Annotated in this window: 27 protein-coding genes; 18 read left to right on the forward strand and 9 right to left on the reverse strand. The window is 46.1% G+C overall.

What is annotated here, in order from left to right; all coding sequences use genetic code 11:
* Positions 1-41 precede the first annotated feature (41 nt).
* The 3 genes from HFA01_RS02600 to HFA01_RS02610 form a co-directional block, all read right to left on the reverse strand.
* Complete coding sequence (locus tag HFA01_RS02600; protein ID WP_146813016.1) at positions 42-719, reverse strand: NAD(P)H-dependent oxidoreductase; 678 nt, start codon at positions 717-719, stop codon at positions 42-44.
* A gap of 127 nt (positions 720-846) precedes the next feature.
* Positions 847-1482, reverse strand: coding sequence for a YczE/YyaS/YitT family protein (locus tag HFA01_RS02605; protein WP_146813017.1), 636 nt, complete (start codon positions 1480-1482; stop codon positions 847-849).
* 146 nt (positions 1483-1628) lie between these two features.
* Positions 1629-3185, reverse strand: a complete 1557-nt coding sequence (locus tag HFA01_RS02610) for an ABC-F family ATP-binding cassette domain-containing protein (protein WP_146813018.1) — start codon at positions 3183-3185, stop codon at positions 1629-1631.
* A 109-nt stretch (positions 3186-3294) separates the two neighbouring features.
* On the opposite strand from HFA01_RS02610, the gene HFA01_RS02615 reads away from it, so the two are divergent.
* The 5 genes from HFA01_RS02615 (at position 3295) to HFA01_RS02640 (ending at position 7995) form a co-directional block, all read left to right on the forward strand.
* Positions 3295-4185, forward strand: a complete 891-nt coding sequence (locus tag HFA01_RS02615) for an NAD(P)/FAD-dependent oxidoreductase (RefSeq protein ID WP_246139250.1) — start codon at positions 3295-3297, stop codon at positions 4183-4185.
* Between the two features lie 173 nt (positions 4186-4358).
* Positions 4359-5873 carry a potassium/proton antiporter gene (locus HFA01_RS02620; protein ID WP_146813020.1) on the forward strand — a complete coding sequence of 505 codons (1515 nt, stop codon included), beginning with the start codon at positions 4359-4361 and terminating at the stop codon, positions 5871-5873.
* Positions 5874-6369: 496 nt separating this feature from the next.
* The gene (locus HFA01_RS02630; RefSeq protein ID WP_146813021.1) at positions 6370-6795 is read left to right on the forward strand and encodes a DMT family transporter; all 426 of its coding nucleotides are present in this window, start codon (positions 6370-6372) and stop codon (positions 6793-6795) included.
* A gap of 16 nt (positions 6796-6811) precedes the next feature.
* Positions 6812-7507 (forward strand): Crp/Fnr family transcriptional regulator, encoded by a 696-nt coding sequence (locus tag HFA01_RS02635; RefSeq protein ID WP_146813022.1) that lies wholly within the window; start codon positions 6812-6814, stop codon positions 7505-7507.
* An 11-nt stretch (positions 7508-7518) separates the two neighbouring features.
* Positions 7519-7995: a DMT family transporter gene (locus HFA01_RS02640; protein WP_146813023.1), complete on the forward strand. Its 477-nt coding sequence runs from the start codon at positions 7519-7521 to the stop codon at positions 7993-7995.
* 31 nt (positions 7996-8026) lie between these two features.
* On the opposite strand, the gene HFA01_RS02645 is transcribed toward HFA01_RS02640, so the two are convergent.
* From HFA01_RS02645 to HFA01_RS02660, 4 genes are all read right to left on the reverse strand, one after another.
* Entirely contained in the window at positions 8027-8917 is an 891-nt protein-coding gene (locus HFA01_RS02645) for a manganese catalase family protein (protein ID WP_146813024.1), read from the reverse strand.
* 12 nt (positions 8918-8929) lie between these two features.
* Entirely contained in the window at positions 8930-9157 is a 228-nt protein-coding gene (locus HFA01_RS02650) for a YuzF family protein (protein WP_146813025.1), read from the reverse strand.
* Between the two features lie 238 nt (positions 9158-9395).
* The gene (locus HFA01_RS02655) at positions 9396-11237 is read right to left on the reverse strand and encodes a terpene cyclase/mutase family protein (protein ID WP_146813026.1); all 1842 of its coding nucleotides are present in this window, start codon (positions 11235-11237) and stop codon (positions 9396-9398) included.
* A 115-nt stretch (positions 11238-11352) separates the two neighbouring features.
* Entirely contained in the window at positions 11353-11853 is a 501-nt protein-coding gene (locus tag HFA01_RS02660; protein ID WP_146813027.1) for a peroxiredoxin family protein, read from the reverse strand.
* 266 nt (positions 11854-12119) lie between these two features.
* Here HFA01_RS02660 and HFA01_RS02665 point away from each other — a divergent pair, with 266 nt between their 5' ends.
* From HFA01_RS02665 to HFA01_RS02685, 5 genes are all read left to right on the forward strand, one after another.
* Positions 12120-12731 (forward strand): hypothetical protein, encoded by a 612-nt coding sequence (locus HFA01_RS02665; RefSeq protein ID WP_146813028.1) that lies wholly within the window; start codon positions 12120-12122, stop codon positions 12729-12731.
* Between the two features lie 69 nt (positions 12732-12800).
* Positions 12801-13226 (forward strand): DUF4871 domain-containing protein, encoded by a 426-nt coding sequence (locus HFA01_RS02670; protein ID WP_146813029.1) that lies wholly within the window; start codon positions 12801-12803, stop codon positions 13224-13226.
* A 13-nt stretch (positions 13227-13239) separates the two neighbouring features.
* Positions 13240-13419, forward strand: a complete 180-nt coding sequence (locus HFA01_RS02675; protein WP_146813030.1) for a hypothetical protein — start codon at positions 13240-13242, stop codon at positions 13417-13419.
* 23 nt (positions 13420-13442) lie between these two features.
* Positions 13443-13742, forward strand: a complete 300-nt coding sequence (locus HFA01_RS02680; RefSeq protein ID WP_146813031.1) for a hypothetical protein — start codon at positions 13443-13445, stop codon at positions 13740-13742.
* Between the two features lie 13 nt (positions 13743-13755).
* Entirely contained in the window at positions 13756-14199 is a 444-nt protein-coding gene (locus HFA01_RS02685) for a GNAT family N-acetyltransferase (protein ID WP_146813032.1), read from the forward strand.
* Positions 14200-14355: 156 nt separating this feature from the next.
* Here the strand turns inward: HFA01_RS02685 and HFA01_RS02690 are convergent, their stop codons facing one another.
* Positions 14356-14718: a VOC family protein gene (locus HFA01_RS02690; protein ID WP_146813033.1), complete on the reverse strand. Its 363-nt coding sequence runs from the start codon at positions 14716-14718 to the stop codon at positions 14356-14358.
* Positions 14719-14960: 242 nt separating this feature from the next.
* On the opposite strand from HFA01_RS02690, the gene HFA01_RS02695 reads away from it, so the two are divergent.
* The 7 genes from HFA01_RS02695 to HFA01_RS02725 all read left to right on the forward strand — a co-directional run bounded on the left by HFA01_RS02695 (position 14961) and on the right by HFA01_RS02725 (position 20624).
* A complete protein-coding gene (locus HFA01_RS02695) occupies positions 14961-15305 on the forward strand; it encodes a MerR family transcriptional regulator (RefSeq protein ID WP_146813034.1) in 345 nt (114 codons plus the stop codon).
* Positions 15302-15760 (forward strand): SRPBCC family protein, encoded by a 459-nt coding sequence (locus tag HFA01_RS02700; RefSeq protein WP_146813035.1) that lies wholly within the window; start codon positions 15302-15304, stop codon positions 15758-15760. Before HFA01_RS02695 ends, HFA01_RS02700 begins: the two co-directional genes overlap by 4 nt.
* A gap of 120 nt (positions 15761-15880) precedes the next feature.
* Positions 15881-16747 carry a cupin domain-containing protein gene (locus HFA01_RS02705; protein ID WP_146813036.1) on the forward strand — a complete coding sequence of 289 codons (867 nt, stop codon included), beginning with the start codon at positions 15881-15883 and terminating at the stop codon, positions 16745-16747.
* 231 nt (positions 16748-16978) lie between these two features.
* Positions 16979-17356, forward strand: a complete 378-nt coding sequence (locus HFA01_RS02710) for a hypothetical protein (RefSeq protein WP_146813037.1) — start codon at positions 16979-16981, stop codon at positions 17354-17356.
* 233 nt (positions 17357-17589) lie between these two features.
* Positions 17590-18639: a HEAT repeat domain-containing protein gene (locus HFA01_RS02715; protein ID WP_146813038.1), complete on the forward strand. Its 1050-nt coding sequence runs from the start codon at positions 17590-17592 to the stop codon at positions 18637-18639.
* Positions 18636-20057 carry a glycosyltransferase family 2 protein gene (locus HFA01_RS02720; RefSeq protein ID WP_174787799.1) on the forward strand — a complete coding sequence of 474 codons (1422 nt, stop codon included), beginning with the start codon at positions 18636-18638 and terminating at the stop codon, positions 20055-20057. Before HFA01_RS02715 ends, HFA01_RS02720 begins: the two co-directional genes overlap by 4 nt.
* Positions 20058-20153: 96 nt before the next feature.
* Positions 20154-20624 (forward strand): GyrI-like domain-containing protein, encoded by a 471-nt coding sequence (locus tag HFA01_RS02725; protein ID WP_167506138.1) that lies wholly within the window; start codon positions 20154-20156, stop codon positions 20622-20624.
* A gap of 29 nt (positions 20625-20653) precedes the next feature.
* Here HFA01_RS02725 and guaC read toward each other — a convergent pair whose 3' ends face one another.
* Positions 20654-21637 carry a GMP reductase gene (gene guaC, locus HFA01_RS02730; protein ID WP_146813040.1) on the reverse strand — a complete coding sequence of 328 codons (984 nt, stop codon included), beginning with the start codon at positions 21635-21637 and terminating at the stop codon, positions 20654-20656.
* Positions 21638-21766: 129 nt separating this feature from the next.
* Between guaC and HFA01_RS02735 the strand changes: the two genes are divergently transcribed.
* Positions 21767-22309, forward strand: coding sequence for a GNAT family N-acetyltransferase (locus tag HFA01_RS02735; protein WP_146813041.1), 543 nt, complete (start codon positions 21767-21769; stop codon positions 22307-22309).
* Positions 22310-22336 lie beyond the last annotated feature (27 nt).

Below are 22336 nucleotides of genomic sequence, written 5' to 3' on the forward strand. Positions count from 1 at the left end.
CACATAAAAAGGAACTTCCTTGAAGGAAGTTCCTTTTCTATTTATTCCACCCACTTCACGACATTGTCGAAAGAACGGCGTGATTTTTCAGGCTGCTCCTGGGCACGGTAGCCGAACGCACACATAACGGAAATACGGAAGCTTCCGTCCTCAAGAAGGCCTTCGTTTTCCAGGAGTTCATTCATTTTGTCCATATTGAAACCTTCAATCGGGCAGGAGTCGATGCCGATTTCGGCTGCAGCTGTCATCATGTTGGATAGAGCAAAATACGTTTGTTTTCCAGCCCAGTCATAAAGAGGGCGATCCCCTTCAAGAAGGTCGAAATCTTCTTTCTGAAACTCTTCGATCCGGCTCAAGTATTTTTCCATAAAGTCATCGGGCAGCTGTTTGACGTTTTTAAAGTGATCTTGCAAGTATTCGGAATCATACTTCGTCATTTTCCTCGTTCTTGCGAGGAAAATGACGAAGTGACTGGCATCTGGAAGTTTCCCATACGCTCCCCAGGCCGTGTCTTTGATTTTTTGTCTCAGTTCAGGATTCTGAACGACGACAAACCGCCACGGTTCAAAACCGAACGAGCTCGGAGATAATCGGCCGACTTCAAGGATGAAATTGAAATCATCTTCTGGAATGGTCTGATTGGGGTCGAATTGCTTGGTTGCATGCCTGAACTTGGCCGCGTCTAGAATTTCCTGCTTTTTCGTTTCTTTGTCACTCATCTGTCTTTCCCTCCTCGTTTCGTTTACAAAAGTAATATACCACAATGAAGGATTTTCACGTGAAGCGGATGCTCAGGAATAAAACAAAAAAAGGAGGACTGTTTGATACAGTCCTCCTTTTTTTGTTTCAGGCTTGTTGATAAGCTTTTTCTCCAGTGGGATGCATTCTGTAATACAATGGGTACGCCCTCGTGTAGAAATATTGAATCACGGGCCCAAGAAAGAGCATCGGTGCAAGCGTGCCAAGTCCCACCGGTCCACCAATGGCTAAGGCAAGGCTTGTCATGATCACCGCCACCAAAGTTTGACCAGTCTGAAGACTCAACTGAAAACGAGAACTTACCGCAAGGAACAGCTGATCGACGGGAGCTCTCGGGAATTGAGGCAGGATATAGATCGCAACTCCTAATCCGATGAATCCCACTCCCGCAAGCAGCGTCAGTACTTGCAACACGAATGGGGCTGTGGACAAGTTGACCGGAGCAAACACAAATTCCAACCAAAAGTCCAAAATCAAACTTTCCATAAACACAGGCACGACCGCCCTCGATTCAGGCAGAGAGTTCATCAATTTGGCATTGATGAAAATGATGATCAGTTGAAAAGCCCCGTACCAAAAACCGACAGTATAACCGAAGTGATCGGATACTCCGATGAAGAACGAGGTCCAGAAGCCGGCGCCGAGCGTCGCGTTGATGAGAAGGGCGACACCAAAGAAATTGATGAACATGCCGACAAGGTAAACCGTGGCACGATAAAGCATGACAAATGCCTCCTTTCCATAAAAAAAGTGGTCACGAGTAGAGAATTTCTCTAAATCGTGACCACATTTTATTAGCGATTATTTTATAGGTCAAATAAAAAATTTTGGAAAGAAAGTCGATTCCCGGCATGGAGGAATTTCGACTTTTAAAAGACTTTCGTCGTCCAATCTTCGCAGTTCCATACGTCTGTGACGACATCTTCATAGAATTCAGGTTCGTGCGAGATGAGTAGGACACTCCCTTTGTACTCTTTCAACGCACGCTTCAATTCAGCCTTGGCATCCACATCCAGGTGGTTCGTCGGCTCATCGAGTACGAGCAGGTTCGTTTCTTTGTTGATCAATTTGCAGAGGCGCACCTTCGCTTTTTCGCCACCGCTCAATACTTGGACCTTACTCTCGATATGTTTGCGAGTCAGTCCGCATTTCGCAAGTGCCGCACGAACTTCGTATTGGGTGAAGTGACGGAACTCTTCCCAAACTTCCTCGATACACGTGTTGTCTCCGATCTCTTTCAACTCTTGTTCGAAGTAACCGATGTGCAAATGCTCGCCAAGCTCCACGGAACCTGACACCGGCTGGATCTCACCAAGGATACTTTTCAGCAAGGTCGTTTTCCCAATCCCGTTCGCTCCGGACAAGGCGATCTTCTGCCCGCGTTCCATCGATAGGTTGAGGGGGCGGGAGAGAGGCTCATCATAACCGATGACAAGGTCTTTTGTTTCAAACAAATATTTTCCCGGAGTCCGGGCTTGCTTGAAATTGAATTGCGGTTTCGGCTTTTCGGCATCGAGTTCGATGACGTCCATTTTATCCAGCTTCTTCTGACGGCTCATCGCCATTTTACTTGTCGCCGCATTCGCTTTGTTTCGAGCAACGAAGTCCTTCAAATTGGCGATTTCTTTCTGCTGCTTTTTATAAGCGGCTTCCAACTGCTGTTTTTTCATATCATAAACGCGAAGGAATTCATCATAATCGCCAGGGTAGCGGCTCAGCTCCTGGTTTTCCATATGATAGATCAAGTTGACGACACTGTTTAGGAACGGGATGTCGTGGGAAATGAGGATGAAGGCATTCTCATATTCCTGCAGATACGTTCTCAGCCATTCGATGTGTTCGACATCGAGGTAGTTGGTCGGCTCATCGAGAAGTAGAATTTCCGGCTTTTCCAGTAACAGTTTCGCAAGCAGGACTTTCGTTCGCTGTCCGCCACTCAGGTCATGCACATCACGGTCAAGCCCGATTTCATTCAGACCGAGTCCGTTCGCGACTTCTTCCACTTTGGCATCAATCGTATAGAAGTCGTTATTCGTCAGCATATCCTGAAGGACGCCGGTCTCTTCCAATAGATCCTGAAGCTCATCCGGATCGACTTCGCCCATTTTGGCAAAAAGGTCGTTCATCTCCTGTTCCATATCAAACAAGTATTGGAAAGCTGTCCGCAAAACATCGCGGATCGTCATGCCTTGTTTTAAATCAGCATGCTGGTCAAGGTAACCGATACGGATCCGCTTCGACCAAGTGATCTTCCCGGCATCCGGTTCAAGTTTTCCTGTAATGATATTCATGAAAGTCGACTTGCCTTCACCATTCGCTCCGATCAAGCCGATGTGTTCTCCTTTTAACAAACGAAAAGACACGTCATCAAAGATCGCACGATCCCCAAAGCCGTGGCTCAAGTTTTTCACTGTGAGTAAGCTCATGTCGTTAACACCTTTTCTATCGTTAGATTCGTCCTTCTATATTATAAAGGGGAATGAGGGGAAACGATAGGGGAAAAGTAGGAAGAGTTGAGGAAAGGAGTGGATGGGCTTGTCTTATGATTGTGTCATCATCGGTGGAGGCATCTCCGGTTTGCAGGCAGGAATCATGCTCGGAAGGTACCGGCACCGAGTGTTAATGATCGATAGTGGCCGGGGGCGTTCCAGTCTTTGCCATAGGTATAACAATATTATCGGGTTTCCAGATGGAGTCAGCGGCCGCAAGCTTCGCCAGGACGGGATCAAACAAGCACAATCCTCAGGGGTCGAGAGGCTAGAAGGTAAAGTTGTTAATGTCCATTCTAATTTCGTTGTTGAAACGGATGAGGGGAAAGCCTTTCAAACTCGGACTATTTTATTTGCTACAGGGATTGAAGAAAAATTCCCGCCTATCCCCGGGATCAAAGAATGCCTCGGTTTATCTGTATATGTTTGTCCCGATTGTGATGGATTTGAAATCATCGGTAAAAAGACGGCTGTCGTAGGAAAAGGTGAAGCGGGTGCGCACATGGCGCTCACTTTGAAAGACTGGAGCGAGGAGATCATCTTCTTCAATCATGGAGGGGCATCTCTATCCCTTGAGACGCAGGGGAAGCTTCGGGAACACAGGATCCTTGTACAGCAGGCGGAAGTCGCTAAGTTCGAGCACCAAAGAGGTGTATTGGAAGCGATTCATACAGAGGACGGCCACCGGTTGGAGGTAGGTAAGGCTTTTCTTGCTTTCGGGGGGAATAGGATTCAATCGGATGTAGCGATCAAGATTGGAGCTGAAGCAAACGATAAAGGACACCTCCTTGTGCATCCCAGGACGAAAATGACCAACATTTGCGGAGTATGGGCCGCAGGTGATGTGGTGGATCACACTCAATTCGTCACAACAGCTATGGGAGATGGGGCACAGGCGGCGGTCTGGATACACAAATGGCTGAAAGGCGCAAGGTGATATCTTTGATTTCAGGCCATGGATATAGGATAATGATGGATATATCATGGACGCTTCAAATCCTAAACATTCTACTTCTGAGCCATTGATCCACGCTCCATCTACTGTATTTCCAAGACATCAATCCAAAACATTCAAAACAAATTGAGTGCATAAGGAGAATCGAAACCTACATGTTTTTTGACGCTTTTGGGACGGATTCATTTTTATTACTTACTGCATTATTATTGTTCAGCGGTGTGCTTGTAGCCAAGTTTTCCAGCCGTTGGGGCATCCCTGCATTGATCTTGTTCATCATGGTCGGCATGGCCTTTGGCAGCGAAGGTCTCGGAATCGTCTATTTCAGTGATGCCGGAACCGCCCAGGTCATCGGTGTATTTGCTCTCGTCATCATTTTGTTTGAAGGTGGTCTACATACGAAATGGGGAACGGTGCGCGCCGTTGCTGTACCATCGTTATCGCTCGCAACTTTAGGGGTGCTGATTACCTCACTTATCGTGGGACTTGCCGCTTATCTATTGTTTGAACTCAGTTGGTTGGAATCGTTCCTATTCGGTGCGATTGTTGGATCAACCGATGCAGCAGCCGTATTTGCAGCATTGAAAGAAAGAAACATCAAGGCGAAAATGGGGGCGACCTTAGAAGCGGAGTCTGGAACGAACGACCCGATGGCCGTCTTTTTGACCTTATCTCTTATTGAATTGATCACCGCCGAGCAACCATCATTCTGGATGCTCATCCCAACGTTCTTCCTGCAGATGGGGCTTGGTCTTATCATAGGTCTTGCGTTAGGTAAATTAGCCTCCCTGTCTATTAATCGCATCAAACTGGACTCCAGCGCCCTTTATCCGATTTTTTCCGTAGCCTTTGCTTTAGCTACCTACAGCATAACCGCATTTAGTGGAGGAAGTGGATTTTTAGGCGTGTATGTAGCGGCACTTGTCATCGGGAATAGTGAACTGACGTATCGCTATTCAATCTTCCAGTTCAATGAAGGATTCGCCTGGATGGCGCAGATTCTTATGTTCGTGATCCTGGGTCTTTATGTTTTCCCGAGTGAGTTGTTTACCGCAGCCATCATGGTTAACGGTATCTTGTTGTCGATTGTGCTTATTTTGATTGCAAGGCCGATTGCAGTTTTCTTATCAATGATCACAATGAACTATTCAACGAAAGAAAAGCTGTTCATCTCATGGGCCGGCCTGCGTGGGGCTGTACCGATCGTACTCGCAACCTTTCCGATTGTAGAGGGACTTCAAAACAGCCAGGCCTTGTTTAATCTCGTTTTCTTTGTCGTGCTGACCTCAGCGCTGGTGCAGGGATCGACGATTTCGTTGGTCGCAAAAAAAATGAACCTTGTTGGACCGAAAAAAGACATTCCGCACCACAGCATCGAATTGATCTCTATGGGGAAAGCCAAAGCGGAAATGATCCAATACCAAACCAATGCTGAATCAGCCGTTGTCGGTAAAAAGCTCCATGAAGTCAGCTTCCCAAATCGCGCGAACATTAGTGCCATCATCCGGAACAACGAAGTCATTACGCCATATGGGGAGACGGAAATCAAAGCTGGAGACTTCCTGTACATTCTTGTGGAAGATAAGTACAAGGAGCAGCTGAAGAAAACGTTAGAGCAGCGCGTGCAGAAAAGTGAACAGCTCATGAAAGAAAAAGACGCTTCCTCCTAAAGCGTCTTTTTCTTATGGATACATATTTTTATTAGCCCCCTTTTGTAGGAGGCTCCGTTTCGAGACTTTTGTTTAGTGAATGGGGACTGCGGGGAATAGCTCGCTTTCCGCGGGAGCGCGGTGAGCCTCCTCGGACTGCGTCCTGTGGGGTCTCACCCTGCACTTTTTTCCCGCAGGAGTCTCGCCATTCCCCTCCGCCCCTCTGCCATATACGTTTCTCGAAACCACTTCCGAAATAAGCTGCTTGTATGTACAGAGAATTTTTTGGGATGTACTCTTTAGAATACTAATCTGCATGCGGAAAACACCCTCCCACAGGAAAGGGGTTCGTTTTCCTCATACGCTACAGAAAACGAACCCCGGAAATCTCAACATCAGGTCTTACACAACCCTGCCAAATTAATGAAAATGTTATAAATTTAAGGCTTTAGGACATATGTCCTTTCCGGAATTGGCGTCATCCTTTTAAATGGAATTCAGAATAGGAGGATGAACGATGAAAGGTGCTTTATTTTCACTACTCGGAGGCTTGTGCATCACGATGCAGGGCATCTTCAACGCGAGGATGAGTGATTCCATAGGCGGCTGGCATACCACTTCGATGGTCCATCTGGTCGCCTTCACGATATCCATTCTCGTTTATTTTTATGTCAGAGACGGAAAAGGGAAAAGCTTTAAAAGAGTACCCTTCCTTTATTTGATCGGAGGGACGTTCGGAGTGGTCGTCGTATTTGCAGAATTGACGGCCATCAAAATGATTGGGCCGGCCAGTGCCATCGCGATATTACTCGTCGCACAAATCGGTACGGCTTTTGTCATCGAATCGAAAGGCTGGTTCGGGGAGAACAAAGTTCCTGTGACGAAAAGGCAGGGAATCGGAATCGCTATGATGCTCGTGGGTGTCATCCTTTTCCAGTTGTAAAAAGGAGTTCGTTTTTATGAAAGAAAACAAAAAAATCAATCCACACCCTTATATCGAGAGGTACGATCTTGAGCGGATCTTTCCCGAAGAATTCATTCCAAAGGTCACCGTGTACACGTTCACGAAAGGTGACGTTTTATTTGCTCCAGGTGAAACGTTATACGATATGTATTTGCTCGTTGAGGGGAAGATTAAAATTTTCACCCTGACACCGGAAGGGAAGTCTCTCATCAACCGTTTCAAACGGCCGCTCGGAGTGGTCGGGGATGTGGAATATGTCAAAGGGAATTCGGTCATCAATTCTGTCGAGGCTGTATCTGATGGCGTGATGCTAGTTGCATCCTTTGAAGACTTGAAGGTTCTTGAAAGGAATCATCCGCCATTCATTCGTTTTTTACTGGAGACGGTGGCGCACAAGTTTTATTCTGAATCCCAGGCGTCGAGCCTGCATATGCTCTATCCTGTCGAAGTGCGGCTGGCCAGTTATTTCTTATCGATCTCCTCCGATGGGGAAGGGACCCTTTTTCATCAGGAGATGCGAACGGCGAATCTCACAGAGCTTGCGGAATGGGTGGGGACGAGTTACCGCCATCTAAACAGAGTGCTGAAAAAAATGGTATCTGATGAGATTATCGAACGGGCGAATGGGTCGATTAAGATTAAAGATTTGGAGAAACTCCGGGACCTTGCGAACGGAAACATCTATGAATAAGGAGGGATACAATGCTAGGCGTATTATTTTCAGTCGTGGCCGGCATTTTGATCAGTATGCAAAATGTCTTCAATGCACGTGTCAGTGAAAAAACAGGAGCATGGGCGACGACATCACTCGTGCTCGGCTTAGGGCTTGTCTGTTCACTGCCCGTCTTTTATGCTATGGAACAGAGAAGCTTGTTTGAATTCGGAGACGTAAACAAAATCTTTTTGTTCAGTGGTGTTTTCGGAGTAGGGATCGTATTCTGTCTCATGCGCGGGGTTACCCTGATCGGGCCCGCCTATGCGATTTCCATCGCGCTTATATCACAAATTGTCATCGCTTTTGTGATCAATACGGGAGGATGGTTCGGCTTCGATGCCTCCCCTCTTTCTGTGACGAAGCTCGTGGGCATTGCTCTGTTAATCGGTGGGGTGCTTGTGTACAAATTGGAAAAACCGCCTGTGGAAGAAGAACAAGAGGAAGTGGAACGATTGAGAGCGTGACCTCACTTAGAGGATCACGCTCTTTTTTTAGTTACATATTCTCCATCAGTTTCTTGGCAATTCGTTCATAATCATCCCGGTCGATGCCAGGTGCGAATTCTTCCGGCAGGTCATCGAGGTCAGGAATCGGGGCTCCTTTTGGTGTTCCTTGGATGACTTGCAGCGGCTGGCCGTTTTCGGGGTTCGTCCCTTTCCAGATCTTCTTGATTTCCTGGTAGTCATAATCGCTCCATGTGTAGAGAATGTTATCCAACCCCTGGTCGAGATAAGGGCGGGCATAATCGAACTTAGAGTTGTCGAGGTCAGGAACAGGAAGCATTTTTTTCACATCAACCCCTGTAGCGATCTCCAATGCTTTCGCATAAGCAAGGGCATGCGTGCCCCCTCGAACAAGTAAGTAGCCGATCATTTCACGTGCCGTGGGGTGATCGGTCATTTCATAGACCCGCATCTTATGTGTTCGTGCACCGAGTTCGAGAAAGAAGTTGTGTAAAAGGTCCAGCACCAGGTTGCCACTGGAAAAAACGTTGTCGCCCGTCCAGGCACGTCCCATGGAATCGCCGGGTAGCGCCGTTTGGGCTGTGGCGATGAATTGATAGGAATTCCTTTTGTTCAACCCATTTTGGAGGGGGGCGATATTGGGATCCCCGGTAAAAGTCACTCCGCGGGTGAGAAGGTTGATCGAATTGTTTACGAGTTCGACATGCCCGAACTCTTCTGCTGTAATACTTGCTACTAGATCGTAGAATGGACGGTGTTTTTTCTTTTGGCGAAAAGCGAAGGACTGAAACATGTAATTATTCAACGTAGACATTTCTCCGAACTTTCCACCTAAAAGTTCTTGAACGGCAGCAGCGGCATTCGCGTCGCCGTGTTCAGGAATCGTCAGAGCAATCTGCATCCGGTCGAGTCGCTTAAACATGACATCCTCCTTTTACTTGTATCGTTGATCAGGAAACACCCAGACGATCTGCTGGGTCCGTACGAAAAATGGCGTCCCACTCACCTCGACGACGATATGATCCGGCATGACTGTCTTCAACCCGCCGCGTACAGACCCTTGTGTCGTCTGGACGACGACAGGTGCGCCTTGAATGGACAAAAGCGTCTGGTACACATAGGGATCGATAGCGGAATTCATGGACACGTTTTGAGAATTCATTCGTTCTGCTCCCTTCACAGGTAGTCTCACTTAATGATGTATATGTACAAACCTCCTTTTTAGGCATCCTGGGCTGGAAAAAAGAGGCGGAGGTTTGTGTTTTCACCCTTTGGCTTTTGATATATTAGCGAGTTTCCAGGTTTTATTAGCAGGTTCTTGATTTTTATTAGCAGCTTTCCCACTTTTATTAGCGACTTCACTGATTATATTAGCAACTGGGCGATATGGTGATGATCTTCTATGAGCTCAGCGATAAGTATTTCTTCAGCACAAGGAGAGGCCAAATGTAGTTGTAGCTGTGATAGTAGATGTAAAAGTTTCCTGGAAGCCCTGCACCTGTCGGGTATTCGTTTGTCCAATCTTTCGTCTCCAGTTTTCGAAGCAAACAGGCGATGCCTTTTTCAATGCTCGGCGTCCGTTTTTCATGCACCATCATCAAGGCATCCAGCGCCCAGGAGGTTTGCGAAAGGGTGCTCTCTCCTAAAGGAATGTAGGTCTTCTCTTGATCACTTTTACACGATTCTCCCCATCCACCGTCTTCATTCTGAATGCTCTCAATAAATCGGACGCCTTTTTTGATGAAACGGTCATCCTTGCTTACTCCTACGGCCCGCATACCCGTGAGGGCGGCCCAGGTTCCGTAAATGTAGGTGATGCCCCAGCGTCCATACCAGGATCCATCGGTTTTCTGATGAGAGCGCAGCCAGCTCAAAGCTTTTTGAATACGAGGATCCGTCAAAGGGAAACGTGCATCGGTACCGAGGAATTCGAGGGTCCGGCCCGTCAAGTCCGCTGTGGAAGGGTCGATGCTTGCCGATTCCGCCCCATCCATGGGAACAAACGTCATGAGAGGGTTCGTTTTCCCTCTCTCGAAGGCAGGCCACCCTCCGTCTACATTCTGCATCGCGAGCACCCACTTCAAGCCCCTTGTGTAATGGCTTTGGAGAGAGGGGTCTTTTCGCAGGGCCCGTAAAGCAGCGGTCGTATCATCGACGTCGGGGTGAATACTGTTGCTTTTGGAAAATCCCCATCCCCCTGGTTCTGTATGGCTGGTCGTTACCATCCAGTCTCCGAATTTGGTCTGTTGGTGTTTCAAGAGAAATTGTTCGGCTTCATGTAGAGGGACATCCGATGCGGGACGCACTTGAAGGGCATGACTCAACAGTGCCGTATCCCATAGATCGGAAGGTGAGTTTTGGATATGGAGGCCACGTCCTGTAGAACAGGCATGCCGGATCAGCCCCTGGATGGCTTTTTTGATGATGGGATCGTGTTTTTGATACCCACAGCTCACTAGGGCATAAATCATATAAAAAGTGGAAGTGAAATAGCTGTATAAGGTTCCATCCTTCTCGATCCGCTGCAGCATGTAGGTAAGCAGACGCTGCCTTGAGAGCAGATAGAGTTTGTGAGGGAGGCCGGTCAGGGATTTGACCGCTTCCTGGACACTTGTCAATAAGGACCGGCTTTCCTCAGGGATCAGCTCTTGATCTTCTCGAATGAAACAGTCACTCATATCGGAAATGCTTTTGTTTTTCATTACGAAAGGTTGATCGGATAAGAGAAGGAGCGGTGCCATGTGCACACGGGCGTAACTACTGAAATCAAAAAAAGATATGGGAGAGGAAGGGGGCAGCAATATGACGTGAACAGGCAAGTGGAAAAGATTCGGCCATGGATACTGTCCGTGGATAGCCAATGTGATCTTGGTTAGAGAATGTGCACGATTCAGCCCGCCGTGCTTTCTTATGAATGTTTTGGCTTTCTGGATCGGGAGGTCGTCATTTGAATAGTATCCAGCATAAAGAAGGGCAAACACCGCTTCGATCGTTGCAGAAAGGTCTCCTTCATCGTCGGCGTAGAGTTTCCAGTACCCCTGTTCGTTTTGAAGAGAAGAGAGCCGCTCACACAACTGGTTGGTCAGCTCTTTTTCCTTTGTAAAAGCTTGAAGCAAAAGAATCATCCTAGTATCGGTGATCAAACTGTTTTCAAAACAAAAATGAAAACGCCCGTCAACAGTCTGGTGTGCGTGAATCTCAGCTGTCAGTTGGGCTATGGCTTCATTAACCCTTTCGTTCACAATGATTCACCTTCTTTTCATTCATCCTACTTTTTTTATATGAAGCGGCTGCTTCATTCAGAAGAAGCTCTTTTCGCATAAAAAACGAGCTTCCAAGATAGAAGCTCGCTTTCCATTATTTTATATTCTCTCTGATATACTTAATGATTTTTCTGATTTCATCAGGGTGTGGTCGGCCGAATGGACTTGTTTGTCGCTGCTGATAAAGGACGCGCCCTTGTTCGTCGGTCAAAAAGTAAGCAGGTTCCCCGTGCGTTCCGTGGTCCTCATAAGGAGCATGCTCATCATGATAATGAACATGGTAGTTGGAAAGGAACTCCAGGTTCTCATCCATCAAGACCGGGAAAGTGAAGTCATGCTCACTCACCATTTTTTCTAAACTGTCCTTGCTTTCGTGAGTAATCGCGGCGAATTTGATGTCGTGTTCCTCAAAGTAACTCAACGTGTTTTGGAATTCATCCAGCTCACTCATGCAGACAGGGCACCACGAACCGCGGAAGTACACGAATAAGTACCAGTGGTTATTTCCTTTGAGGTCTTCGGAAAAATGAAACTCTTCTCCCTGTACAGAAGACAGTTTAAAGTCAGGCGCATGTTGATTTAATTTAAAGCTCATAAAATGACACTCCCTTTTCTTTTTTTTTATCGTCCATACATTCCCATACCCTTTTCTAGGCAAAAGTAATGATTTTTTCAACCATCCACTAATCTGGATGTGTTGATCCGATGAGGAACATTTCATTTGAGGATTCACACGTGTGGGATCGAATGGGTTAGGTAGAGGGGTTGATCCGTCTTCAGGGGTAAGGCCTAGAGCTGTATAGGTTATTTAGAGAATGAATACCCATATTTTGGTATAATGTAGTGGGAGGTGGTGACAAGGTGAAAGCAGTTCTTTGGATCATTGGAAGTATAGGGACAATCGTTGTAGCCATGATTTTACTTTTCATTTATGAAATGACTCCAAATGCAAGTATGGAAACGAAGGCGAAAGACATAGGGGAGGATTACATACAAAAACATTTTGATGGGCAGGCGGAAGTTTATGATGTGCTCTATGACAATATGGGGAACTTTGAGTTCGATTACGCTGCAAAAGTAACGCACAAGTTATCCGGGGTAGATTTTTTAATCTATGAAACGGCGGATTCCCGTGTTTTGAAAGATACGTATGCGAGCAGTTATTATGAAAGTCAAATAGAGGGTGGTCTAGAGCCATTTGTCAAGAATATAGAAGGTGTGGTTTCTCATATGGTTCATATCTCAGATGTTCCGGGAAAGTATCAGGGGACGGATGTGCTGCCGGAACTCAATGACTTGAATCTTGTTCCCAATATCATTATAGATTTGGAACGAGGGGCGAAGGCGGATGATCAAGAAACGATGGAAGATCTCTTCGTGTTTATGAAAGAAAAACTGCAGATTGAACATGGAGGTGGTCGCTTTGTGTACGATCCGTCTTCGGGAGATGAGATGCTCCAAATGGGTTATTAAGGATAGGGATGGAAGGAATTTTAAAGGTTATTCGTTTGCATACTTAGGAAAGCTGGATAGGAGGATGTTATGAAAAAAGTGGTTTGGATTGTTTTCTTCATCATTTGTGCAGGGTGTCAGGCGACAGAAAATGAGGAGCCCGCTGTCCCTACGAAAACCGAGGAGTTTGAAGTTGGTTCCTACACAATGAGAGGAATCCCTGACAAAGTTGCGTTTATCGATGCCCCATGGATGGAAGGGGCGGTGCAGAAGTTCATGTGGCATTTTTGGGGAAGCGAAGATGAACTGACAGGACCGTTCAAAGTCACAGGTACTCATATTAACACGGGTGAAACAGTAACCGTTTTTGAGGCCGCAGAGATTGCTGGCCCGGTGAATGGCGCAGATGCGTCTCTTCCATCAAATATGTCTTTACCTAAGAGTGGGGACTGGAAGTTGCAAACGAGTATGAATGGGGAACCGTTTGGGACGATCCTTGTAGAAGTGAAGGAATAAAGGAGGGGGCCATGTGGAAACAGCAGCCATCGTAATCGTGATCGCTATCGCCGTTCTGCTGGATTATTTTTGGTTCGATTATGATCGTAAGCGTTGGGGATGGATGAAAAGTTGGACGCGCATTCAAAAAGGTTTATTCCTGGCGAGCTTCTTCGTAGCGGCCACGGTCATTTATATCGGCATGAGTCTTTAAGGTTAATAGAAAGGTTTTTACTAATGAGAATCTTATTAGAATTGTTACGGATCGTATTCCTATTCATCTTCGGAGGTGCGCTGGTCTGGGTGATCCTTGGTCCGATCTACAACGTTCATCCTTCATCTGGAGGGTACCAATGGCTCGGCGCAATCGGCGTGTTTGGATTCCTATTCGTCATGTATAGAAATCGCTGGCAGTTTTCCGGCTGGTACAAGGGAAAAAGAAAAAAGAAACTTTCCGGAAGGGTGACTAGAGTCATTTTGGCGGGGGCGGCGGTGCTTTTAGCATCTCCATGGGTAATCGCCGTCGTCGATTATTGAGGAGGGAAAAGGCATGACAAGTAACCGAATGATTGAATTGCAGACCACAGAGGAAATTCACGCAGCGTATCCTGTTATGAAGGAATTGAGGTCTCATTTAAGTGAAGAACAGTTTGTGGAATTGGTCGAAGAGGCCATGGATGTGGACCGCTATCATCTTTTTGCTCTATATGCGGGTGAAGAGATGGTTGCCGTTACAGGGTTCAAAGAAATGACGACCCTGTATTATGGCCGTTTCGTCTGGGTTTGTGATTTGGTGACATCTTCTCGTCATCGCTCGCAAGGGTATGGCGAGGAGCTGCTGTCTTTTGTTGAAGATTGGGCACAAGAACGCGGGCTGGGAAGTGTCGCTCTCTCTTCTGGAATCAGTCGTCTGATGGCCCACCGTTTTTATGAAGATAAAATGGATTATGAGCGGGTCAGTTATGTTTTCAAAAAGGCCTTCACGGAAGGTTAAGGCAGGTGCAGCTGGTGCTCATGGTCATCTGACTGCTTCTCCGTACACCTGTCATAAGCTGTATCAGGAGTGCCAATGGGAGAACGGATCTCGTTTTTCCCTTGGCTACGTTCTGACTCTTGTTTCCCGGTTTGCTTTCATTTGGGCACGGGCGTTTCACCCTGTGCAAATCATCACGATATTTCCGTCAGGGTCCTGGATATTAAAAAAAGAAACATCGTCAAATCTCTGAATATCACTCTTGATGGTGTATCCAAGCTGCTCCACGAAGCGGTAGGAGGCATCGATATCCTCCGTATGAAAATTGAATAAGGGATGAGACGATGGTGCAACGTGTTCCAAGCCAGCATCAAGAGTGACGCCCGTAGGAGTCGTCATTGGCAGATTGTAAACAGGAGGTTGGACATTTTCTTCAGAAAAAGGTTCCCCAATCAGCTCACTGTACCATCGAGCGGAGCGTTTGAGATCAGTGACAGGAATGAAAGTCGTATGAAGGCGGTTCACAATGGGACTTTTCAAATCGTTCCCTCCTATAACTTTATATTTCTACCATAACATGAAAAGGTATCATTTCTCCGGTTTATGTCAAAGGCTTCTTAGAAGATGTTTACCTATGGAAGGGACTTGGAGTCGTGACATTTCAGGAAGCCTACCATTTGTGGAAGGGTCAGGTTCAACTTCCTTTGGAACGTTAGGAAACGGTACGGACTTGACTCTGTGGTGCACCCCACGGTTTACTGTAAGAAGTGGGAGGAAACATCATGTATAAAATCAGCGAATTTTCACAACTGACCGGGCTCAGTAAAGAAACACTCCGGTACTATGCAGAAGTCGGCCTGCTTGAGCCTGCCTACATCCATCCGGATAACCACTACAGGTATTATGATGATGGCAGTTATTTTTTGGCGCTCCTGCTGGGCAAACTACGGGGGCTTGGTTTCACCATTCAGGAAATGAAAAAAGTGATGAAGGATGAATCCTTCTTACAACTGGAAGCATTGCTACTTGAAAAACGGAAAAAGATTCATGATGAAATGCAGGTGCTGCAAGAAAGGCTGGCGGACATTGATGCATTTTTAGAATCTGGCAGGGAGGAAGACCAATGATCCAATGGGAAAATGACAGAGTGATTGCCGCACCAATTGACGAAGTCTGGGAGCTTTTCAGAGATTACAACATTAAGCGGATCATGCCTAAAGTCGAAGAGCATGAACTGATTGAGAAAACGGAAAAGGAAGTAGGGGCCAAACACCGCCAAACGTACCGGGAAGGGAAGCGTCTGGAAACTTACACGGTGGAGACGCTCGTTTATGAAGAAACACCGGAACGCAAGCATAAAAAAATCGCTTTCGTCATAGGGAAAGCGTTTGAAGTGACGGCTTCCTTTTTATTGGAGAAAGTGGATGACGAACACACAAGGCTTACGTATTCTGGACAGAACAAAGGGGTGAACTTCGTCGGTAAGGCTATGATGAAACTGGCCAACAAAAAAGGAAATGAGCGTGTCGTCGAAGAATTCCTGGATCGTGTTGAAAAAGAAGCCACGCATACGAACGTATAAACGTACCCGTCGAACGACGGGTTTTGTTTTGTCTCCTCCACTATATGGAAATGTGGACACGTATGATTTTCTCTGATCCTGCATAGAAATGGTTATAGTTTGGAGAAGGGGATGAGGTGTATGAGTCAGATTCCATATGGCTATGGATACCCGCAAGCAAGGGCGATTAGAAGTGCTGAGCAAAACACCGAGGACATTTTGGAAGGAATCAAAAAGAAGGATGTGGCCGTTCAAATTTTTCGTCAGTTGGCTGAAGTTGCTCCAGATGAGTCCTATCAGATCGAAATCCAACAAGCATTAGAGAATGAGCAGAGGCATTTGAATCATTTCAAGAATTTATATACATCATGGACAGGTGAGCAGCCTGAATATGAAAAAGAAGACACGGACTTCCGGACGTTTGAAGAAGGATTAAGAGCGGGCTATGATCATGGCGTGGAAGAATTTGAAATGTACCAAAAAGCGTACTTAAAAAACCAGGGAAATCAGCTGGGGGACGTATTCTACAGAGCCTGTCACGATAAGGCTGTCACGACCAACCGAATCGTCGCTTTCTCCCGGGGGGAAGGCCGGATTGTCATCAAAGATTATGGCGGGCAGCCGTTCGTTCTCAATATTGAAGAAGCGACGACGCAAAACCGTACCTTCCGGACAGCTTTATGGACGGGAGACCATCTCCAAGTGACTTTGATGAGTATAGCGGTAGGGGATGATATCGGTTTGGAAGTCCACCCTGATGTGGATCAGTTTTTAAGAATTGAGCAAGGGCAGGGCCTCGTCCAAATGGGGGATACGAAAGATCAGTTGACCTTCCAGCAGCAAGTATCGGATGACTTTGCCATCATGGTGCCTGCAGGGAAATGGCACAACCTGACTAATACAGGTCAGCAGCCTTTAAAACTGTATTCCATCTATGCACCGCCAGAGCACCCTTTCGGAACCGTTCACAAAACGAAAGCAGATGCAATGGCTGCTGAGGAATCATAAGCACGTTGCAGGGCATGGTGTTGTAGTCGAGCGAGTCACCTATGTGTTCACACATGACCTGGAGACCAAATTGTAGAGAATTTGGTCTTTTTTTTATAAATGCACTCATGATTATGGGGAGGAAACGGGATGAGCTTAACGAATCTTGATGAATAAAAGGATCGTTATTATTTGATTTTGAAAAGGTCGTGTTCATAAAAGGGATAAGATGTTAGTTACGGGGGTGCTTACATGGTCACAGCATGGATAGGAAGTATCACGTTATTGGGCGTGGCCATTTTATACGGGTTGTTAGCTTTAGGTTCGCCCTATGGAGAGTTTGCTATGGGTGGAAAATATCAAACCTTACCGAAAAAGATGCGCCTCGCCTGTGTGCTATCCCTATTGATTCAATTGGCTGCCATCCTGTTTCTTTTGCAAATGGGAAATGTCTTATCCATCGTTTTCCTAGCCCCCATGGCAAAAGAAGTGTGTTATTTCTTCGCGCTCTATTTATTTCTGAATACAGTCCTGAATGCTTTTTCTAAAAGTAGGAAGGAAACGTTTGTCATGACACCTTTATCTTTCATTGCAGCGGTCTGCTTTTTCCTCACGGCGTGGAATGGGTAGTGTGGCTGTTTCCTGTTCACGCAGAGACTTTTAAGGTCCAAATTTGCTGATCTGTTTTTACGTCCCGTTTCACATCCAACCGCCTGTATTGTGCAACTCCTTGTAATTCTCCACGTTTATAGATAGAAAAAAATGTGCGCCCCTGTCATACTAAGGATAACGAATATTTTCAGGGGATTTACGGGCAAAGTGTTCATTATAATCGCCCGTGAACGTTGGAGGAGGGATTGGTATTGGTATCAATTGTCATCTGGACGGTGATTTTTTTATTCATCGTGCAATTATGTCTTGTAGGTGCGCTGGTCGTTTCAAAGATACAAAGTTTGAAAGAAGAAAAGCTCATTTCGAGATACGTGGAAGAATACGAAGAGCCGTTTTTTCATTATTTGGAAAGGGAGACAGAAGAATGTCCGGATCTCCCCCGCGACATCCGTGATCGTGTGCTGATTGTTGAGCAGTTGTTGAATCGTTTCGTGGATCAGACTAGAGTGGAGATCGAATATACGAGACTTCAAGAAACGGCCCATACATACCTCTCTCGTTCATACCGTCTTTTTTTGAAAAATGGGAGTTGGGCCCAGCGGGTGAACACCCTCTATTATATAGAGGATTTTGATATGGTTGATTTAAAACAAGAGGTTTGGCAGTATTTCAGCCGGCTCTCTGTACTGGACGAAGAATACAGACAGGCGGTGAGGGTGCTTGCTTCCTTTCAGGACGAACGAGTCATTCGTTTGCTGCTGAATTCGGAAATGATTCCGCAGCGTCTTGTCAAACAAGTCCTGCGCCGGTTCCAAGACGACCTTTTCCAACAGATGGTGATGGTGATCGAGGATGAACCAGGGCGAGTTCCCAGTCAGGTGCATCTGGCTGTTGTTGCTTACTGTGGGGAAAGAGGGTCGTTGGATGACCTACCTTTCATTGAGCGTATGCTCCAATTTCCATCCAAAGAAATCCGTCTTAAAGCCCTTCGGAGCTTAATGGAATTGAAAGCCTGTACCGATCCGGAAAAGCTGACTAGGTTCTACCTGTCAGATATTTGGGAAGAGCGGATGTATGTGGCAAAAATAGCGGGTCGTCTGAAGTGGGAATCTGCCCAGGATCCTCTGCTCAAACTTGCTGGAGACTCTCACTGGTGGGTAAGGTATGCGGCTTGTGAAGCGATGAAGAACCTGCCTGATGGGCATCGTTTGCTTGAATATACATACAACCATCATGAGGATAAATTTGCCCGATCGATGGCAAGGCAGCATTTGACAGTGAAAGTGGGTGAAGCCATATGAGTGTGGATTTTTTGTATAACACGTTAGAAATGATGGGGTATCTCGTCATTATTTACATGATTGTCGTAGCCGTTGTCTATCTTACGTTATTTTTAATCGCAAGTCCCCATATCCGGAAAGAGAAGGGCCTTCATAGAGAAGAACTTATTGAAGATACGGCTGTCAATACAGATACATTTCCAGTTTCCGTCCTCGTCCCCGCCTATAATGAAGAGGTCGGTGTCGTGAGCACAGCCCGGTCGATGCTGGCCTTGAATTACCCTCAGTCCGAGGTCATCGTCATTGACGATGGTTCGAAGGATGAAACGGCTGCGCGCATGATCGATACGTTCGCCATGGAACCAATGGAACTCGCCGTCCGTCGTCACTTCAAAACCCAGGACATTCTAGAAGGGTATCAGTCGACGACCCACCCGAACCTCTATCTACTGAGAAAAGAGAATGGAGGAAAAGCGGATGCTCTCAATGCAGGAATCAATTTTTCCAAGTATCCTTATTTCGCAGCGATCGATGGCGATTCCATTCTGGACCGTGATGCACTGTTGAAGACGATGAAACCGATCATCGATTCCAATGGGACCGTTACAGCGACTGGCGGGACGGTGAGAATCGCAAATGGTTCCAAAATCATTAAAGGGGTCGTCAAGCGAATCGGTTTACCGAAGCAGCCGATGCTTCTCATGCAAATCGTAGAATATTTCCGAGCTTTCTTAATTGGAAGACTGGGTCTTTCCAAATTGAACATTCTTTTAATCATCTCAGGAGCCTTCGGTGTTTTTGAGAAAAATCGCGTCATTAAAGCGGGAGGCTATGATCCGAATACGGTCGGTGAGGATATGGAGCTCATTGTGCGGATCCACCGGTCGCTCAAAGATGAAAAGTCACGCCAGAGGATCGAGTATATCCAGGATCCGGTCTGTTGGACAGAAGCTCCTTCGACCTTTTCTTCTCTGAGAGCGCAGAGGAAGAGATGGCAGAAAGGACTTGCGGAAACTCTGTGGAAACACAAAGAAATGATCTTTAACCCCCGGTACAAGGGGATCGGCATGTTTTCACTTCCTTATTATCTATTTGTTGAATTACTGAGTGCGATTTTTGAAGTGATCGGATACTTCATCATCATTTCAGGTGTTTTCTTTTCTTTTGTATCGATCGAAATCACCATTGTCGTCGGTTTGTTGACGGTCTTTTATGGTTCGATGATTTCCTCTCTCGCCGTCTTATTAGAAGAGTGGACCTATCATAAAAACCCTGATCCTAAGAGCGTCATTCTCTTGTATCTATGGGCTCTCTCGGAAAGTTTCTGGTACCGGCCTCTTTTGGTTTGGTGGAGATGTGAAGGGTTGTTCCTGTTTCTCACAAAAAGGAAAAGCTCGTGGGGGAATATGAATAGAAAAGGTCTATCGCAGGAATATTAGTTTCTCTTGGAATCTTCAAATCTAGAATAAGTGCACAGGTTCCTAGAGGAAATGACTTCTGGTATGGAGAATCTATACACGAAAGGAGGTCATGTCATGGAAGTGAATATTGTTACTTTACCCGCTTTCAAGGTAAGAGGGCGAAAATGGGAAGGAACTTATCAACAAGTCCCTGGATTAAAAGAAGTGATTAAAAAGGTGGAAAATGAAAAAGAAGAAATAAATCCTATGGACCCGGATTATCAATGGGGGTTATCGGTTCATACGATTGAAAATGGCTTTGTCCATTTCAGCGGCTTCGAGGTGGAAGATGCGAACACTCAAGAAGATTATGAGGAAATGAACGTACAGTTCCATACATATATGAACGTTCATCATCCGAAAGGCAGAGATATTGGTGAAACCTATGCATCGATCTACCAATGGTTCAGAGATGGAAATGCGAAGCCCTACCTTGAGCCGGCAACGAACTATTATGATGGGCTGCCATTAAAATTCGAAAAGTATCCCGTCGACCGGGATTTTGATGATCCTCATTTTGATATTTACATTCCTATACAAGCGTAAAATAAAAAGAGCCCGCTCGGGGCTCTTTTTTAATAGACTTTATCTCCATTGAAGATGGAATTTTTAACGATGACATAGTCGACGTGCCGGATACTGTCAAGGTCTGTGCCACCAGCGTAACTGATTGCGGACTGCAGGTCCTGTTCCATTTCTGTCAGTGTATCTTGAAGGGCACCTTTATGTTCGACAAACATTTTCTTGCCTTCTACGTTCTTCTTTTCTCCTTTTTGGAACTCAGAAGCAGAGCCGAAGTATTCCTTGTAAAGCTTGCCGTCTCTTTCAACTGTGTCACCAGGAGACTCTTCGTGACCGGCGAAAAGAGAGCCAATCATGACCATCGTCGCGCCAAAACGGATGGATTTGGCGATGTCGCCATGAGTGCGGATACCGCCATCAGCGATGACAGGTTTGCTTGCCGCTTTCGCACACCAGCGCAGTGCGGCCAACTGCCAGCCTCCTGTACCGAATCCGGTTTTGATTTTCGTGATGCACACTTTTCCTGGTCCGATTCCTACCTTGGTTGCGTCCGCTCCTGCGTTTTCCAGTTCACGGACGGCTTCAGGTGTTCCGACATTTCCAGCGATCACAAACGTTTCCGGCAAATGTTGTTTGATGTGTTGAATCATTTCAATGACAGCTGTGGAATGGCCGTGGGCGATATCGATCGTGATGTATTCAGGGACCAGTTCCTTCGTCGCTAACATCTGAACAAACTCATATTCCTCCGGCTTCACACCAACACTGATGGAAGCGATCAATCCTTGTGCGTGCATCTTTTCGACAAAAGACAAACGAGTTTCCGGCTCAAAGCGGTGCATGACATAGAAATAACCTTCTTGTGCTAATTGAGTTGCGATCGTTTCATCGATGATCGTCTGCATGTTGGCAGGGACGACAGGAAGTTTGAATGTATGGTTGCCGAGCTTTACGGACGGATCACAGGCCGAACGGCTGTTTACGACACATTTTGCGGGAATCAGTTGAATATCTTCATAATCAAATACGTTTTCCATGGATTTCACTCCTAAAAACCGAATATTTTAAGGTTAGTTAATTTTATTGTTCGTACATTTGTAATTTACCTTATCTTTGTTCCGTTGTCAAAGGTTCATGGTAAAATGATGAAAAAAGGGGGAGAAAGTATGTTTGTACATAAGATTGATCATGAGCTATCACTTAAACTTGCAGGTCCAGAGGATGCGGAAGCACTATTTCAACTGACAGACGGTTCACGAATATATTTGCGTGAGTGGCTTCCATGGCTTGATTCTACGAAAACAGTGGAAGATACGAAATCATTCATTCAATCTGGGAGGCGAGGATTTTCAGAAAACAAAAGCATGACGACTATGGTAATCTATAATAGCGTCATTGTTGGTACCGCAGGGTTTAATGAAATCGACCACACCAATAAAATCGTCAAAATCGGTTACTGGCTCGGGCAGGAATTCCAGGGGAAAGGAATCATGACCCGGGTGGCGAAAGCTTTGACGGATTATGCCTTATTGGAAATGAACATGAACCGAGTGGAGATCGGTGTGGCCGAAGGCAATGAAAAGAGCGCGGCCATTCCTAAGCGTCTTGGGTTCAAGGAGGAAGGAAGAATCAGGTGTGCAGAATGGTTGTATGACCATTATGTCGATCACACGATTTACGGAATCTTAGCGGATGAATGGCAGAAGTAGAATATTCGGATTTTAAATAAAGAGAAG

The sequence above is a fragment of the Halobacillus faecis genome (assembly GCF_007991335.1).
GTDB classification, from domain to species: Bacteria; Bacillota; Bacilli; order Bacillales; family Halobacillaceae; genus Halobacillus; species Halobacillus faecis.